This window comes from Rhizobium sp. CNPSo 3670 (genome assembly GCF_057784555.1).
In genome coordinates this window covers 190635-206590 of record NZ_JBXSOL010000008.1, presented here as the reverse complement: position 1 = coordinate 206590, position 15956 = coordinate 190635, and the positions used below count along the sequence as shown (strand labels likewise).

The 15956-nt window shown below is 62.9% G+C and carries 16 protein-coding genes; 7 read left to right on the top strand and 9 right to left on the bottom strand.

What is annotated here, in order from left to right; all coding sequences use genetic code 11:
- Positions 1-2: 2 nt before the first annotated feature.
- Positions 3-521 carry a CAP domain-containing protein gene (locus tag AC13QO_RS11020; protein WP_097601590.1) on the bottom strand — a complete coding sequence of 173 codons (519 nt, stop codon included), beginning with the start codon at positions 519-521 and terminating at the stop codon, positions 3-5.
- Between the two features lies 1 nt (position 522).
- Positions 523-789, bottom strand: a complete 267-nt coding sequence (locus AC13QO_RS11015) for a DUF6460 domain-containing protein (protein ID WP_085779950.1) — start codon at positions 787-789, stop codon at positions 523-525.
- Positions 790-931: 142 nt separating this feature from the next.
- Between AC13QO_RS11015 and AC13QO_RS11010 the strand changes: the two genes are divergently transcribed.
- The 3 genes from AC13QO_RS11010 to AC13QO_RS11000 all read left to right on the top strand — a co-directional run bounded on the left by AC13QO_RS11010 (position 932) and on the right by AC13QO_RS11000 (position 3168).
- Complete coding sequence (locus AC13QO_RS11010) at positions 932-1864, top strand: class I SAM-dependent DNA methyltransferase (RefSeq protein ID WP_285193353.1); 933 nt, start codon at positions 932-934, stop codon at positions 1862-1864.
- Positions 1865-2076: 212 nt separating this feature from the next.
- Positions 2077-2712 carry a YitT family protein gene (locus AC13QO_RS11005; protein WP_488540648.1) on the top strand — a complete coding sequence of 212 codons (636 nt, stop codon included), beginning with the start codon at positions 2077-2079 and terminating at the stop codon, positions 2710-2712.
- A 288-nt stretch (positions 2713-3000) separates the two neighbouring features.
- Positions 3001-3168 (top strand): hypothetical protein, encoded by a 168-nt coding sequence (locus AC13QO_RS11000; RefSeq protein ID WP_285193495.1) that lies wholly within the window; start codon positions 3001-3003, stop codon positions 3166-3168.
- Positions 3169-3219: 51 nt separating this feature from the next.
- Here the strand turns inward: AC13QO_RS11000 and AC13QO_RS10995 are convergent, their stop codons facing one another.
- Both AC13QO_RS10995 and AC13QO_RS10990 read right to left on the bottom strand, forming a co-directional pair.
- Positions 3220-3681, bottom strand: a complete 462-nt coding sequence (locus tag AC13QO_RS10995) for a carboxymuconolactone decarboxylase family protein (RefSeq protein ID WP_183705974.1) — start codon at positions 3679-3681, stop codon at positions 3220-3222.
- 21 nt (positions 3682-3702) lie between these two features.
- A complete protein-coding gene (locus tag AC13QO_RS10990; protein WP_085779951.1) occupies positions 3703-4203 on the bottom strand; it encodes an RrF2 family transcriptional regulator in 501 nt (166 codons plus the stop codon).
- Positions 4204-4300: 97 nt separating this feature from the next.
- Between AC13QO_RS10990 and AC13QO_RS10985 the strand changes: the two genes are divergently transcribed.
- Both AC13QO_RS10985 and pdeM read left to right on the top strand, forming a co-directional pair.
- Positions 4301-6811 (top strand): ligase-associated DNA damage response DEXH box helicase, encoded by a 2511-nt coding sequence (locus tag AC13QO_RS10985; protein ID WP_285193486.1) that lies wholly within the window; start codon positions 4301-4303, stop codon positions 6809-6811.
- Between the two features lie 26 nt (positions 6812-6837).
- Positions 6838-7563 (top strand): ligase-associated DNA damage response endonuclease PdeM, encoded by a 726-nt coding sequence (pdeM, locus tag AC13QO_RS10980; protein WP_085776846.1) that lies wholly within the window; start codon positions 6838-6840, stop codon positions 7561-7563.
- A 51-nt stretch (positions 7564-7614) separates the two neighbouring features.
- Here the strand turns inward: pdeM and AC13QO_RS10975 are convergent, their stop codons facing one another.
- The gene (locus AC13QO_RS10975; protein ID WP_221113057.1) at positions 7615-8196 is read right to left on the bottom strand and encodes a transglycosylase SLT domain-containing protein; all 582 of its coding nucleotides are present in this window, start codon (positions 8194-8196) and stop codon (positions 7615-7617) included.
- 117 nt (positions 8197-8313) lie between these two features.
- Complete coding sequence (locus AC13QO_RS10970; RefSeq protein ID WP_488540647.1) at positions 8314-8871, bottom strand: dihydrofolate reductase family protein; 558 nt, start codon at positions 8869-8871, stop codon at positions 8314-8316.
- A gap of 202 nt (positions 8872-9073) precedes the next feature.
- On the opposite strand from AC13QO_RS10970, the gene AC13QO_RS10965 reads away from it, so the two are divergent.
- Both AC13QO_RS10965 and AC13QO_RS10960 read left to right on the top strand, forming a co-directional pair.
- Complete coding sequence (locus tag AC13QO_RS10965; RefSeq protein ID WP_285193487.1) at positions 9074-9682, top strand: TetR/AcrR family transcriptional regulator; 609 nt, start codon at positions 9074-9076, stop codon at positions 9680-9682.
- A 12-nt stretch (positions 9683-9694) separates the two neighbouring features.
- Complete coding sequence (locus tag AC13QO_RS10960) at positions 9695-9982, top strand: YciI family protein (RefSeq protein ID WP_097601601.1); 288 nt, start codon at positions 9695-9697, stop codon at positions 9980-9982.
- A gap of 30 nt (positions 9983-10012) precedes the next feature.
- Here AC13QO_RS10960 and AC13QO_RS10955 read toward each other — a convergent pair whose 3' ends face one another.
- The 3 genes from AC13QO_RS10955 to AC13QO_RS10945 all read right to left on the bottom strand — a co-directional run bounded on the left by AC13QO_RS10955 (position 10013) and on the right by AC13QO_RS10945 (position 15908).
- Entirely contained in the window at positions 10013-10813 is an 801-nt protein-coding gene (locus tag AC13QO_RS10955; protein WP_085776851.1) for a TIGR02186 family protein, read from the bottom strand.
- Entirely contained in the window at positions 10813-11736 is a 924-nt protein-coding gene (locus AC13QO_RS10950) for a sulfite exporter TauE/SafE family protein (protein WP_085776852.1), read from the bottom strand. Before AC13QO_RS10950 ends, AC13QO_RS10955 begins: the two co-directional genes overlap by 1 nt.
- 407 nt (positions 11737-12143) lie before the next feature.
- A complete protein-coding gene (locus AC13QO_RS10945) occupies positions 12144-15908 on the bottom strand; it encodes a peptidoglycan-binding protein (protein WP_285193358.1) in 3765 nt (1254 codons plus the stop codon).
- Between the last annotated feature and the right edge of the window lie 48 nt (positions 15909-15956).

Sequence of the window (15956 nt, the reverse complement as noted above, 5' to 3'; positions counted from 1 at the left end):
CCTTAGATCGAGGCAGAATCGCCTCGGCTGGAAAGCACCATGGCCCAGTAGGGCAGGTTCCTGGAAGACGTATTATGGGCGACTGCGACGCCGAGGCCGTCATAACGCCCGAGCATGTTTTCCAGATGATGCGGCGAATTGATCCAGGCAGTCACAACGGCGTCGACGCTCTGCTGGCCGGAAGCGATGTTCTCGGCCGCCGGCAGCCGCACGCCGCTCGCCTTGACGCGGGCGCCGAAGCTGTCCGTCATGCCCATGAGGTGCGCCATCTTGCCGGCGCTCGCCATGCGCTTCGCCTGGAAGAGGGCCGCCGTCTGCGCCGCCGGATCGACCTCAAGCGGCGGCAGGCCGTTCTTCGCCCTCAACTGGTTGACGAGCGGCAGCACGCTCGTCGTCTCGTCCTCGCCGTTCGAGGGCGTGCCGGCAATTCGCGGGGTCGTGGTGCAGCCGGCGATGCCGGCGGCGAGTGCAAGTCCGGAAAGAGTGAGCAGGCTGCGCCTGGAAAGATCGATTGATATCATGTTATCGGCGGTAGCTGAAAAGGCGAAGGATGACGAAGAGCGGGATGACGATCGTCGCCCCGAGGAGGAGATAGTCGCCGACGCGCCCGAGCGCGGCAAAGCCCCGGTGCCAGAGTTCCAGGATGAAGTCGCGGAACCCATAGATGATGTTCCACGGCGTCAGGCCGAACACGGTCATGACGAATCCGACGATCAGCGACACCACGATGAGTTTAATCAATGTGCGGCCGAGCGAATCGCCGAGGAACCTGTTCACCTGATCGGACATGCGCCATCTCCTGTTTGCCCCTGGAATAAGGTCGCGGCGCACCGCCCGCAAGCCCTTTCCGGAATTGGCCGCTTCGCCTCTGAAATAGGACTTGAGTTTTTTTGTGGCCGCCGGCAAATGCCAGCGAAACGATAGGTTCGTCATGCAGTCCCAACAGCTTTCCTCAGGCGATGTCATCGCCGACCGCCGCGCCGATTATGCCAGGATGCTCGAAGAAGGCGGCGAGGCTGAGGCAGCGGCCGAGCTGATGGAGCAGGCGCTGGAGCTCGTGCCTGCCTGGGCCGCCGGCTGGTATCGGCTCGCCACCTATCTGGAAAAGGCGGGCAGGGGGCAAGCCGCGATCGAGGCCTATCGCCGGACGATTGCCCTCGATCCCGAGGATATATTCGGCGCCACCCTCAAGCTTGCCCTTCTCGGCGACGCTGCGATCCCCGAGCGGCCGCCGAGCCGCTACGTCGAGCGCCTGTTCGACGATTATGCCGATCGATTCGACACCGCCCTCGTCGAAAAACTCGATTACAGCGTCCCGCAGAAGCTCGCAGACCTCATCGCCTCCACCGGCAGGCGTTACGAATGCGCCGTCGATCTCGGCTGCGGCACCGGCCTGCTCGGCCCGGAGATCCGCGCCCGCGCCCGCCGCCTCGAAGGCTTCGACCTCTCGCAGAACATGCTGGCCAAGGCCGCGGAGAAACAGGTCTATGATCATCTCGCCCAGGCCGATCTGTCGCTTGCGCCCGATCTCTCCGGCCTGTTCGGTGATGCCCGGCGCCGGCGCGCCGATCTCGTGAGCGCAGCCGACGTGCTGATGTATCTCGGCAACCTCGAGAGCGTCTTTGCGATCGTCGGCGAACTCGCCGCCGTCGGTGCGGACTTCACCTTCTCCGTCGAGGATGCGGGCGACGGAGAGGCTTTCCAACTCGCCCCGTCGTTGCGTTACGCCCATTCGGAAGCCTATGTGAGGCGGCTGCTTTCCCGCCACGGCTTCGAGATCCTCAAGATCGTCAAGACGGTCATTCGCAAAGATGGCGGAAAACCGGTTTCCGGCATTCTGTTCCTTACGCGCAACGCTGCGTAAGCGAACTTTTCTTGCTATTTTTTTAATAGGTCAGCATTGCTTACCTATTTTGCTTGATTGCAACGGCAGAAGACTGATATTTCACTGATATCGCCAAGAGCGCGGCGATACCGACCGCGCCCCGCCGGCTCATTTCACATTGCAAAAAACGTCACCGCCTTCAGGAGTTCCTCCGAGGCTTTCGCGAACCTGTCTGCCGTGGAGACTGGAATATGACACAGCGCATCAATGCCCTTGGCGTCTGGAATACCAGCGCGACCCGCCATACGCCGATCGAAGATGTGCAAGGTATCTTCTCCGGCAGTCTGATTGCCGCTCTCGGCATTTATGTGCTCGCCAGTGCCGGCCTTCTCACCGGCAGCACCGCCGGTGTCGCCTTCCTGCTGCACTATGCCTTCGGCGTCAATTTCGGCCTCGCCTTCTTCCTGCTCAACCTGCCGTTCTTCTATCTCTCGTGGACGCGCCTCGGCATGGCCTTCACGATCAAGACCTTCATTGCCATCGGCCTGACCTCGGTGCTATCAGACGTGCAGTCGCGCTTCTTTTCGATTTCGAGCATCCACCCGGCGTGGGCTGCCCTTCTCGGCGGCCTGCTGCTCGGCTTCGGCCTGCTGGCGCTTTATCGCCACCGCGCCAGCCTCGGCGGCGTCGGCATTCTCGGCATCTACCTGCAGGAACGCTTCGGCATCCGCGCCGGCCTCGTCCAGCTCGCCATCGACATGTGCGTCCTCGCCGCCGCCTTCTTCGTCACCACGCCGTCCGTCGTCTTCTATTCGGTGCTCGGCGCCATTGTCCTCAACCTCTTCGTTGCCATCAACCACCGCGCCGACCGCTATATTGCGTTGTAGGGGTGGCTGCCCCCTTATCCGTCTGCCGGAACCACGGGTCTCGACCCGTCCTTCGGATGCCGCACGCGAGGCGAAGGGATATGCCGCGACCTCTCCGTTCCTCGCACACCTTTCGCAGGGCACGTCCCCTCTCCCCGTAAAACGGTGAGAGGGGACGTGCCCTAATCGGACCTTCACCGATAGCGGACTAACCTTACAAATCGGTAACCCATTCTAAACAAATCGTAACTTGCCTCAGATCGGCCTCGGCGCGACACTCCTGTCGCGCCGGATTTGATGAGGTGAACCATGTCAGATTTGGAAAAACTCGTAAGACGCCGCATGCAGGAAGAATACGCCAAGGGCGCTTCCGCAGAGGAAATTACCAAGGTCGTCCGCGACATATTCAACAGCATCAACCTCTCGGGCAGTGGGTCCGAAGCCGTTGCGGCGCGCGCCGCTGCCGATCGCGATTAACCTGATATTCGACCGACCCGAGATCTTCGGGTCGGTTCCCGTCAATATCGATCATGCGGCTTTCGTCACCTGATCGATCGGGTGCTGTGAGCGGAAGCCGACGGCAAGCCGGTTCCAGATATTGATCGCGCCGATCGCCACCGTAATCTCGGTCATCTCCTTCTCGGAGAAATGCGCCTTCAGCGCCTCGTAGTCTGCGTCAGGCGCGCCTGTCTTGGCGATATTGGTCACAGCGTCGACCCATCCGAGCAGGGCCCTTTCGCGCGTGTCATAGACCGGCGATTCCCGCCAGACGCACATCAGGTTGATCCATTGTTCGCTGAGCCCGTCGTGGCGGGCTTCCTTCACATGCATATCGACGCAGTAGGCGCAGCCGTTTATCTGCGAGGCGCGCAGCTTGATCAAATGGATGAAGCGGCGCTCCAGTCCGGAAGACTGGACATATTGTTCGAGTGCGACGACCGCCTTGTAGGCATCGGGAGCGGCTTTGGCGAAGTTGAAACGCGGTTGCATGTCTTTCTCCTTTGATATGGCTCAACGAGCCGTCTTGCGTTCATGGATTTCAAGGAAGGCGCAGCCTCGGGCTGCGATCGATCCGTCGTCGAGGGCGGCGAGTTCGATGCCGAGATCGGCAATGCTGGTCTTGGCAAGTTCGGCCCGGTAGACCCGCTCGGCCCGGAGCATTGCCGCGCTGATATTGCAGGGCTTGGAAAAGAAGTGGTCGGAGACCGGGTTCGGTCCGCGCTGGCGGATTTCGGCGCAGCGAAAGGCCGGGGCCGGTCCCTCCACAGCAAGCAATATGTCGAGCAGCGAAATCTCCGCCGGCGCCTTCGCCAGCCGATAGCCGCCCTTCGGCCCCGGCACCGTATCGAGGATGCCGGCGCCCGACAGTGCCTGCAGATGTTTGAGCAGATAGCTTGTCGACACGCCGTGGAATTCCGCCAGCGCAGCCGCCGAAAGGACACCGCCTTCGGAGAGGCCGGAGAGCATGGCGACGCTGTGAATGGCCTGCTCGACTCCATCGCTCATTTTCATCGGTGTCATCTCCTCAATTCGTGGATAAAAAATATCCATGATTCTCGCTTCTGTCAACTGCCCTTCTTTTTCGCCCGCTTTTCACTACCTTCAGGACGTGGACCAGATCGATTCCGAAGCCCGCGCCCTATTGCCTGAAGCCTTTGCCCGCTGGTTTGCGGAAAAGGGCTGGCGCCCTCGCGCCCATCAGCTGGAACTGCTGTCCCGCGCCGAGGCCGGTCAAAGCACGCTGCTGATTGCGCCGACCGGCGCCGGTAAGACGCTCGCTGGCTTCCTGCCCTCGCTCACTGATCTCACCCGCCGCGGCAAAATTCCGCCCGGCTCCGCCTTCACCGGCATCCACACGCTCTATGTCTCGCCACTGAAGGCGCTGGCGATCGATATCGAGCGCAACCTGATGAAGCCGGTCGAAGAGATGGGCCTGCCCGTCACGATCGAAAACCGCACCGGCGATACGCCGATTGCCAAGCGCCAGCGGCAGAAGCTCAATCCGCCGGATATTCTGCTGACGACGCCGGAGCAGGTTGCTCTGCTGCTGGCGAACCGCGAGGCGGAGCGCTTCTTCAAGGACCTGAAATATGTCGTGCTCGACGAGCTTCATTCGCTCGTCACCTCCAAGCGCGGCCATATGCTGTCGCTCGGCCTTGCGCGCCTTCGCCGCCTTGCCCCCGGCCTGAAGACCATCGGCCTGTCGGCGACCGTCGCCGAGCCGATGGACTTGCAGAAATGGCTGGTCGCCCAGGAGGAGGGGAGGGAACATCACGCTGGTCTTGTCGTCGTCGAAGGCGGTGCCAAACCCAATATCTCGATCCTGTCGACCGAAGAGCGCATTCCTTGGGCCGGTCATGCCGCCCGCTATGCCATTCCCGATGTCTACAAGCAGCTCCTCGAACACCAGACGACGCTGCTGTTCGTCAATACCCGCAGTCAGGCCGAGATGCTGTTTCAGGAACTCTGGACGATCAATGACGACAACCTGCCGATCGCCCTCCACCACGGCTCGCTCGATGTCGCCCAGCGCCGCAAGGTCGAGGCGGCGATGGCCGAAAACCGCTTGCGCGCCGTCGTCGCCACCTCAACGCTCGATCTCGGCATCGACTGGGGCGATGTCGATCTCGTCATCCATGTCGGAGCGCCGAAGGGCGCCTCACGCCTTGCCCAGCGCATCGGCCGCGCCAACCACCGCATGGACGAGCCTTCGAAGGCGATCCTCGTGCCGGCCAATCGCTTTGAAGTCATGGAGTGCCAGGCAGCCCTCGACGCCAATTATATCGGCGCCCAGGACACGCCGCCCGTCGGCCGCGGCGCTCTCGACGTGCTCGCCCAGCACGTACTCGGCATGGCCTGCGCCGAACCCTTCGACATGCTGGAGCTCTATGACGAGGTCACCAGCGCCTCGCCCTATGCCGATCTTAGCTGGGAGACCTTCGAGCGCGTCATCGATTTCGTCGCGACCGGCGGTTATGCGCTTAGGACCTACGAGCGTTACGCTCGCATCCGCAAGACCAAGGAGGGCCGCTGGCGCGTCTCCAATCCGGCGGTCGCCCAGCAATACCGCCTCAACCTCGGCACCATCGTCGAAAGCCCGATGCTGAACATCCGCATGGTCAAGCGCGGCGAGGGCGGCCGGCTCGGTCGCGGCGGCGCCACGCTGGGCAAGGTCGAGGAATATTTCCTCGAGCAATTGTCGCCGGGCGACACATTCGTGTTTTCGGGCAAGGTGCTGCGTTTCGAAGGCATACGCGAAAATGAATGCCTGGCGTCGCAGGCCTTTTCGCTCGATCCGAAGATCCCCGCCTATAATGGCGGCAAGTTTCCGCTGTCGACCTATCTCGCCGAGCAGGTGCGGGCGATGATCGCCGATCCCGATCGCTGGCGCCACCTGCCGGATCAGGTGCGCGACTGGCTGTCGCTGCAGACCGACAAGTCGATGCTGCCGAAGCGCGACGAGTTCCTGATCGAAACCTTCCCGCGCGGCAGCCGCGGCTATATGGTCGCCTATCCCTTCGAAGGCCGTCTCGCCCACCAGACTCTCGGCATGCTGCTGACCCGCCGGCTGGAGCGAGCGGGCGCCAAGCCGCTCGGCTTCGTCGCCACCGATTATTCGCTCGCCGTCTGGGGTCTCGAGGATATGGGGCTGATGATCGCCAATGGCCGGTTGAGCCTCTCCGACCTCTTCGATGAGGATATGCTCGGCGACGATCTCGAGGCCTGGCTCGCCGAATCCTTCTTGTTGAAACGCACCTTCCGCAATTGCGCCGTGATTGCGGGCTTGATCGAGCGCCGCCATCCGGGCAAGGAAAAGAGCGGCCGCCAGATCACCGTCTCGGCCGACCTGATCTATGACGTGCTCCGCAGCCATGAGCCGGATCACATCCTGCTGCAGGCAACGCGCCAGGATGCGGCGACGGGGCTTTTGGATATAAGCCGTCTTGGCGATATGCTGATGCGAATCAGGGGCCACATCACCCACCGCCCGCTCGACCATATTTCCCCGCTCGCCGTGCCGGTGATGCTGGAAATCGGCCGCGAGGCGGTGCCGGGCGAGGCCCATGATGCGCTATTGGCCGAGGCGGCGGACGATCTGATCGCCGAAGCTCTGGCATGATGATGACTGGGAAAAATACGACTGTGATGAACCGCCTGGCGCTGGCGCGCGACATTTCCGGATTGGCTGCGATCCCCGGCATCGAGACATCGGTGAACGGCATTGCCGCCGTCTGCGATCCGCTCGGCGCCCTCTATCTGCCGGATGCCGGACTGCTCGTCGTCTCCGACCTGCATCTCGAAAAAGGCGCAGCCTTCGCGCGCCGTGGCATGATGCTGCCGCCCTATGACACGCTGGCGACGCTGACCGTGCTTGCCGCCGTCATTTCCCGCTATGATCCGAAGCTCGTCATCTCGCTCGGCGACAATTTTCACGACCGCATCGGTTCGAAGCATCTGCCGGAAAATTTTCGCGCGCTGATCGTCGGTATGGCGCGCGGCCGCGAATGGATCTGGATCAACGGCAACCATGATCCCGATGGCATCGTCGATCTGCCCGGCGCTTGCGCCGACGAGGTGCATTATGCCGGCCTGACCTTCCGCCACGAGCCGAGGAACGGCTTGCAGAGCGGCGAAATCGCCGGCCACCTGCATCCTTCGGCGACCGTGCGCCGGCGCGAACGATCAATCCGCCGCCCCTGCTTCGCCACGGACGGCGCTCGCCTCCTCATGCCGGCCTTTGGGGTGATGAGCGGCGGCCTCGATCTCGGCCATCAGGCGATGAAGGGCTTGTTCGAAAAGGAATCGCTCATCGCGCATCTGCTGGGACGCGATCGGATTTATTCGGTCAGGTATGGGAATTTGCGGGGGTAGCGTCTGTCCTCGATGTGTGCCGTGGGGGTGCCACACTGCACGCCTTTGAACTTAATCACACCCTTGCAATTGCTGCTGATATGTCCCCGCCATTCGCGCGAACTTCTGTGCCGTCTGCTGCAATTGCCCGTTCGAGCGCCAGTCGCCGCGCTTATATCCCGTCGGCCCCGAATAATAGGCGAGATAGAGATTATAGGCATCGTTGAGCGGAATACCGGTCTCCACACTATTCTGGTAATGATACCAGCCGATGAAATCGATCGCGTCGGCGAAGTTCGTGCGCCGCGCCGCCCAGTTCCCCGTCTGCGACTGATAGTGATCCCATGTACCGTCGAGCGCCTGCGAATAGCCGTAGGCGGTCGAAGGCCGGGTCCAAGGAATGAAGCCGAAGAGCTTGGTGCGCGGCGGCCGCGCGTAGGGCTGGAAACCCGATTCGGTGTACATCGTCGCCATCAGGATCGGCACGGGCACGCCGTATTTCTTCTCCGTCCGCTCTGCCGCCCTCTGCCAGCTGGAGAAAAGACCTTCGCGCTGGTCGAAGACGGCGCAGATGTTCCTCGTCTGCTTCGGCGCCGTCGCGCAGCCGGCAAGCAGCGCGAGACCCACGGCGGTCAGAACGATACGAGTACGCATGACAGAACCTCTCGTTTCCGAGAGATTACTAACTCGTAAATGTTAAAAACCGGTTTTTAGTCGAATACGAACTTTTTCGAAGAGGTTGCCCGGGAACTCGGCAGCCATGACCCACCCCTACGCCCTGACCGGCTTATAACGCAGGATCACTGCGCCACTTCGCGTGGTCGAGGATTCAATAAGCCTCAGCGGCACCTGAGCCTCGGCCGGCTTGAAGAGCGGATTGCCGCCGCCGAGAATGACCGGCACCACGCAAACCCGGATCTCATCGATAAGGCCCGCCTTCAGCAGGCTGTCGGCAAGCGCGGCGCTGCCGAAGATGAAAATCGTCTTGCCGTCCTCCTGCTTCAGCCTCGTCAATTCGGGGATCGGATCGCTGACGATGCGCGAATTGTTCCAGCCGGGATCGGTCATTGTTCGAGAGACGGCGATCTTGGCGATGCCGTTCATATAGGCCTTGATCTTGTCTTCGTCCTCAGCAGTCGGCCAGTAGGCGGCCATGCCCTCATAGGTCTTGCGGCCGAAGACCAGGAGGTCACCTTCCTCGCCGAACTGCTCGGCATAGCGCTTGAGCTCCGGTCCCCAGGCGAGATTGTGGAAGTCGATCTCCCACGGTTTCGTTCCCTCGAAATAGCCATCGAGCGTCATCAGGTTCCAGACGACAAGCTTCCGCATTTCATCCTCCTCAAGTGAAAACCGCTTTTAATAAGCAACTGGTTCACAGTAATTCAACTGATTGCGATATGCAAGCGGTCCTGGAGGCGAAGGGGGCCGCCGACAAGAAGTTCCGGCGCTTGACTCTCCTAGGTCAATTGTCCTAATCCCTAGGTCGATTGACCTACGAATCGCAGCTTCGCGGACAGAAGGGAGAATGAAAATGGTCGCTGCGGCCACCCGCCAGCAAATTGTCGAAGCAGCCGACAGGCTTTTCTACGAGAGAGGCTTTGAAGCAACGTCCTTTGCCAACATTGCGGGTACAGTCGGACTCTCGCGAGGCAATTTTTATTATCACTTCAAGACGAAGGACGAGCTTCTCGATGCGGTGATCACCCATCGCCTCCTCAAAACCAGGTCAATGCTCGATGAGTGGGAAGCACAGGCCGAGGCACCTGACGAGCGTATTCTCAGCTTCGTCAATCTCCTCATCCTGAATCAGTCGAAAATCATGGCCCACGGTTGCCCGGTCGGCACGCTTTGCGCCGAACTCGCCAAGCTCGATCACATTGCCAAGAGCCGTGCTGCCGAACTTTTCGATCTGTTTCGCCATTGGCTGTCACGTCAATTCAGTGAGCTTGGCCGCGAGGATGAAGCCGATGCGCTTGCCATGCACATCCTGATGCGGAGCCAGGGTGTTGCGACGCTTGCGGCCGCCTATCGCGACGAAATCTTTGTTCAAAACGAGGTGGAAAATATGCGCGCGTGGCTGGCGGAGCAGCGGCCAGAAACACCCGCCTTTCCCGACACCCTTTCACGACAGCATTCCTGAAGGAGACACTGCATGTTTTTCATTACTCTGAAATTTTCTGAAAGCAGGGCCAAAGCACCGGTTCTGATGGAAGCGCATAATGCCTGGCTCAAACGAGGCTTCGACGACGGGATTTTTCTTCTCGCCGGCGGCCTTCAGCCGAGCGCCGGTGGAGCAGTCGTCGCTCACAACACCTCGCGCGCCGAACTCGAAACCAGGATTCAGCAGGATCCTTTCGTGGCGGAAGGCGTCGTCAGCGCCGATATTCTGGAAATTGCCCCCGCTCGCGTCGACGAGCGGCTCGCCTTCCTGAAGACATGAGACACGAGCGCGACGGTTCGCGGCGCCGGATCACTCCTTGCGGAAAATCAGGCTGGCGCTCCAGCCGGTGACGACGGCCAGCGCCACGGCCGCAAATCCGTAGAGGATCGGCTGATCATGGGCCGCATCGGTGATCGTCTGTTCGATGCCCGTCTTGATGACGCGCAGCGGCAGCGATTTATCGGTGATGAGATTGCCGCTCTTGAAGAGATAGGCGCGCACCGTGTGCACCCCGTTCGGAATATTTGCCGGAAGGCGCAGGCTCGCCTTGAAGAGGTTCGATGAAACGAACCGCACGCCGCTCGGGTTCCTGTCGTAAAGCGCGCCCACCTGCTGCAGCCGCAGGAAAGCCTGACGGAACTCGCCGAGATTGCTGCCGTCGCCGACGAAGCCGACCGGCGTCAGCGGAATGTGGTCGATGCCGATCCCCTGGTCGGTGAGTTCCAACGGCGTCGTCAGATCGTCGATCATGCGCGAGCTCGACATCGAATAGGAATGCGGCACCGCCTCGAAAGTCATCGAGCGCCTGTTCACCCAGATGCCGAAGACGCGCTCCTTCTTGCGCACCGTCGCATCCTCGCGCGGGCCTTCCAGCACCACCACGACGTCATACTGGCCAATGGCGAGCAGCAGCTGGTCGGTGTTCGAGAGCGCCCCGAAGATCGTCAGATCGGCACCGTGGAAATCCGAAGTGATGGCGATTTCGCTGGTCGATGTGCCGATCTCCAGCCCCTCCCGCACCGCTTCCGTTGCCTGTCCCGGCAGCCACTGCGCCCCGGCAACCGCCGGCAGCAGACACAGGAGCAGGAGGATCGAGGCAAGCAGGCGCATCAGTTGCCGGTCCCCATCACCACCGAATAGACGTCGGCAGGGGTCACGACCAGCGCGATCGCCAGACGCAGGCCGACGGCCAGAACGAGCAGGCCAAGCAGAGCGCGCAGCTGCTCGCCGCGAAGCTTCTGGCCGACGCGCACGCCATATTGCGCCCCGACGACACCCGCCACCATCAGGATGAAGGCAAGCACGATGTCGACAGAGAAGTTCGTCGCCGCCTGCACGATCGTCGTATAGGCGGTCACGAAAATGATCTGATAAAGCGAGGTGCCGACCACGACATTGGTCGGGATGCGCAGCAGGTAGATCATTGCCGGCACCATGATGAAGCCGCCGCCGACACCCATGATCGAGGTCAGGATGCCGATCGCAAAGCCGAGCGCAATGATCGGAATGACGCTGAGGAAAATCTTCGATTTCTTGAAGCGCACCTTGAGCGGCAGCTTGTGCACCCAATGCTGGTGGCCTGGCTTGCGCGGCGCGGGCGGCTCGTTGCGTGCGGCGCGGCGCATGGCATTGATGCTTTCGAGCAGCATCAGCCCGCCGACCGCTCCGAGGAAGATGACATACATCAGCGAGATGATCAGGTCGAGCTGGCCGATGGCGCGCAGCAGCGAGAAGATCCAGATGCCGACGGTCGCCCCTGTAAGACCGCCGACCAGGAGCACTGTGCCGAGCTTGACGTCGAGCGTGCCGCGCCGGAAATGGGTGATCGCACCCGAAATCGACGACGCCACGACCTGGTTGGCGCCGGTGGCGACGGCGACGACGGGCGGGATATTGTAGAAGATCAATAGCGGGGTGATGAGAAAACCGCCGCCGACGCCGAACATTCCGGACAGGAATCCGACGGCCGCCCCCATGCCGAGAATGATGAAGATGTTCACCGACAATTCTGCGATGGGCAGATAAATTGTCACAACCGACCCCGAATGATGACCGCCCCTGCCGGGCGGTTCCTGTCACGTCCCCGTTCGAATGCGCACCATACTGTGAAATCGTTGCCAGAGGCTTTCGATCGGCCCCGATTGATAGAGATCGATGGCGGGAGATTCGGCGATGCGCGGATCGATATGTCCGGCATAATCGGGCTTTTTTCAGGTTTTGTGACGAGGGTGGGAAAAATTCGGAAAAGCTTGCGGCTTAGTGCCGCAAGGCCTGCGAAGACCCCTCCCCAAGGGGGAGGGCTATGCGCGGCATCACCCCACAGCAACATCAACGTTTCCGCGGGCGAATCCGTGAAAGAGATAACGTCGGCGCGGCATGCAAGCCCCTCCCCCTTGTGGGGAGGGGTCTTCACCGGCGGCTCGACCTCCGTCGACGCACCTTAGATCGCCTTGGCGACCTGCTTGTTGCGTTCGAGCAGCGCCTTCACGGTCGCGTCGCTCACCTTGCCGTCCGGCTGCTGGCCGATCGACTTCTGGAAGCTCTTGATCGCGGCGACGGTTTTCGCCCCCATTTCGCCGTCGGGCACGCCGGCGTCGAAACCGTTATTGTTGAGGATCGCCTGGATGTTGCGGATCGCCTTCTTCATGTCGACGGTTGCCGTCTTCATGCCTGTGCCCGCCCATTCGTCGGGAATGTCGATGCCGTTGGCGCGATGGTCGAGCGGTTCCGGCTTCCAGAGATCGGCCTTGGCGCGCGCCCGTTCGAGCTGGTCGGGCTTCATGGCATTGGCGACTTCGTCGCGCTTCTGCGCTGCATCCTTGTCACCGGCCTTGGCGGCGATCGCAAACCACTTGTAGGATTCTTCGAGATCCGCCGGAACGCCATTGCCCCTCGCGCAGAGGATTGCCAGGTTGAACTGGCTATCGGTGATGCCGAGATTGGCGGCCTTGGTGAACCACGAGGCTGCCGTCGCATAATCCTGCTGGCCGAGCGCGCCGGAGGCGTAGAGAACGGCTAGATTGTGCATGGCGCTGGCATTGCCCCGGTTCGCCGCCTGCTCGTAGAAGCCCTTCGCCTTGGCGATGTCGCGTTCGACGCCGTTGCCCTTCTCATACATGCTGCCGAGCCGGTATTGTGCCGGCGCAAAACCCTTGTCGGCCGAAAGCTGGTACCAGCCTGCGGCCTGTTTCTGATCGACGGTCATGCCGTTGCGGCCGTCCGAATAGCGTGCGCCGATCTCGAACAGCGCCAGGGAGTCGCCGCCCTGTGCCGCATCGGCAAGTGATTTCGGCTGCACGGTGTCGGGGATGGTGATCGCTGCCTGCGGCGCGGCCGCCGCTGCGGTCGGGCTGTTCGGAGTGAAGCTCGATGTTTCCTGTGCGCCGGACGTACCGGCGGGGGCCAAGGTTGCGACTCCCTCGCTGTCGAGCGGCGCCGCATCGGTCAGGTGATCGCTGGCAGCAGGCTGGGCTGTTTCCGGTTGCGCCTGATCGGCGGCCGGTGCGCTCGCCGCTGCAGGGACGTTCAGATCGGCAGCGCCGGCGTCCGGCTGGGCGGGTGCCGCCTCAGGCGGAACCGGCTTGGGATTTTCCATCGCCCCCGTCAGCGCCGAGACCTCCGCCGGCGGCCGCGGTGCGGGTTCGCCGCTCGTCAGCGTTCGGGCCAGCGGAAATGCCATGATGGCGAGCAAGACGGCGCCGACGGCGAGAAGGATCGGTCGCCGGTAGCGCGAAAAGGCGCTGGGCTTGCCCGCCTTGTCGGTCTTGCTCGTCTTGTCGGCATTTGCGGCCTTCTTGTCGGCCTTGGATGCCGCCTGCTTTGGATTGGCGTCCACTTCCATTGCGGCTGCCTGCGCCGCCCGGCGCGCAGCCGCGATGTAGTCGGCCCGATCCGTCTCGATGGCAGGCTTGCCGCGTTGGGCACTCTGGCTGGCGCGCACCCGTTCAAGAATTTTCTTGACGTCGGGCGCGCCCGAACCCGGCTCGAGCAGTTCGTTCGCCGCGTCCGTCGGGACCACGTCGGCGGGATCGATCGACGGCGCAGGGTCGATCACCGGTCGTTCCTTCGCCTGCGCCTCGGCTTTTTTGCCGGGCCGCAGCCGCTTGCCAAGGCTGGCGAACAGGCTGGTTTTTGCCGGCGCCGGTGTCGGGGTCTCCGGCGGCCGCGTCGCGGCTTCGATGGCGATCGCGCTTGTTGCGCTCATGCTCGCGGCCTGGGCGGGGGCGGCAGGTTCCGCCGCGACCTCAGCCGTGCGGATGACCGGAGAGGCTTTCGCTGCCGGGGGCACGTCCGCCGTCTGGGCGGCTTCAGCCACCATCAGCGCATAGGGGTCGACATCGAAATCGACGTCGGCCATCGGCATCTGAGCGATCGGCCGTCGGCGCTCTTCCATGCCGTCGAGCCGGTCGGCGATGTGGACCAGCGTCTCGTGCAGCGCCTTGAAGGTCTTGTGCGTGCGCTCCTCGCTGTCGCGGCTGATATCCTCGAGATGGCGCAGATCCTCGGCCAGCGCCGTCAGCGCCGACATGTCGGCGGCGGGCACGCCGCCCTGCAGGCCGCCATTGCGCGAATAGGCCTCGACGACGGCCTCCGCCGCTTGGCGCGCCGCCTCGATGATATATTCGTCGCTTGTCGCCATATAATCTTCGATCGCGCCCATGCGCCGGTCGAGGTCGGCCGGGATCGCGGCACTTTCGCGCGGCTCGCTCATCAGCGCCGAAAGGTTGGCAATCTGGTCTTCGAGGTTCTTCAGCGCTTGCGGATCGGTCGGCGGCGCCGCCGTTGTTTCTTCCAGCCGGGCGGCGATGTCGCTCAGCCGACCTTCGAGACGCTGGAAAGCTCTGTCGTCGATCGCCGCGGCAGGTGCGGGCTGCTGAAAGGCCATCTCGTCGATCCGCCGGGCGAGATAATCGAGCCGCTGCGCCAGCACGTCATTGACCGCTCCATTCTCGAGCGCATCGATCTTGCGGGAGATGTCGGAAAGCGGGCCGGTGAGGTCGGGTTGCGCGGCCGCCTTCTGCGTGCGCTCCAGCAGGTAGGATAGCTGTTCCAGCCGCTCGTCGAGCCGGGACGTCGCTTCCGCCTTGGCCAGCTCCTCGACGCGCTCCGTCAGCGCTTCCAGCCGCATCGCCAGCTCGTCGGCCGGGGTTGCCCGGCTGGCCGCGTCGTGGCTCATCAGGTCGATCTGGTCGGCGAGCGACGACAGGCGGCTTTCCAGCCGCTGCATCAGCGTCGGATCGTTGGCGGCAGCCGCGCGGCCGCTTGCCGCAATCGCCCGGCTGATCTCGTCGAGGCGCATATCCATGGCGGCGAACTGCTCGGACATGACCCGGTCATGCGGCTGGATCATGTTGCCGAACTGCTCCATCGCCGTGGCGATGGCGATGAGCTTGTCTTCCAGCGCCCGGACCGCGGGGCTTTCGCCCATGCCGCCGAGATGGCGCTTGATATCGTCGAGCCGGTAGGCCAGTGAAACGAGCTCTTCCTGCAGCCCCTCGGTGTCGAGTGCGGCAAGCCGGCTCTCGACGCCGTCCCAGCGGTTTTCCATATGGCGCAGCGATTCCTCGCGCGCCAGCCCGTCCATCAGCGATCGCAGCTCCTCGAAATCCTCGCGCAGCCCGGCGGCCTCCGGGCCGCTCGAGCGGCCGGTCAACTGGCTGATGCTCTGGGCCAGGCGGTTCATGTCGGCGCGAATGTCGTCGGCGAAGCGGCTGTCTCCGGCGGTCGCCTTGATCTCGCGCAGTTCGGCGCGCAGTGCGCTCATCTCGCGGGTCACGCCCTCGGAAATATCGCGCTTCAAGTCCTGCCTGAGGTTGACGAGCGCCTGGGCGATCTCGGTCATCGTGTCGCCGCCGGCGCGCAAGGCAGGGGCGGGCAGTGGCGCAGCGGCGCGCGGTGCGGGGTCGCGCAGCTGGGTGGCCTGCTCGCGCCCATAGGCGCGTTCGCGGCCCGCTTCCAATGCGCGCTGGCGCTGGCGAATTTCCGCGAGCGGATCCGGCCGCGGCTCGACCGGCGCTCGTGTGGGGCGCGGCGCATTGGAGGCCGCATAAGGATCGCGCTCGGCCATTGGCGTGCGCGTCCGCTGATCGCGTCCGCTGCCCATCAGCCCTTCGATGCGCGCCTCCAGCCCTTCGATCGTGCGGTTCAGCGCATCGAGCGAGGTCCTGTCGGACTGTCGGGAAGGATTTGATCGCGATCCGTTCATCTTCTTGCTCGCTTCGACTGCTCGACCTCTCGTCAGAGCTCGATCCGT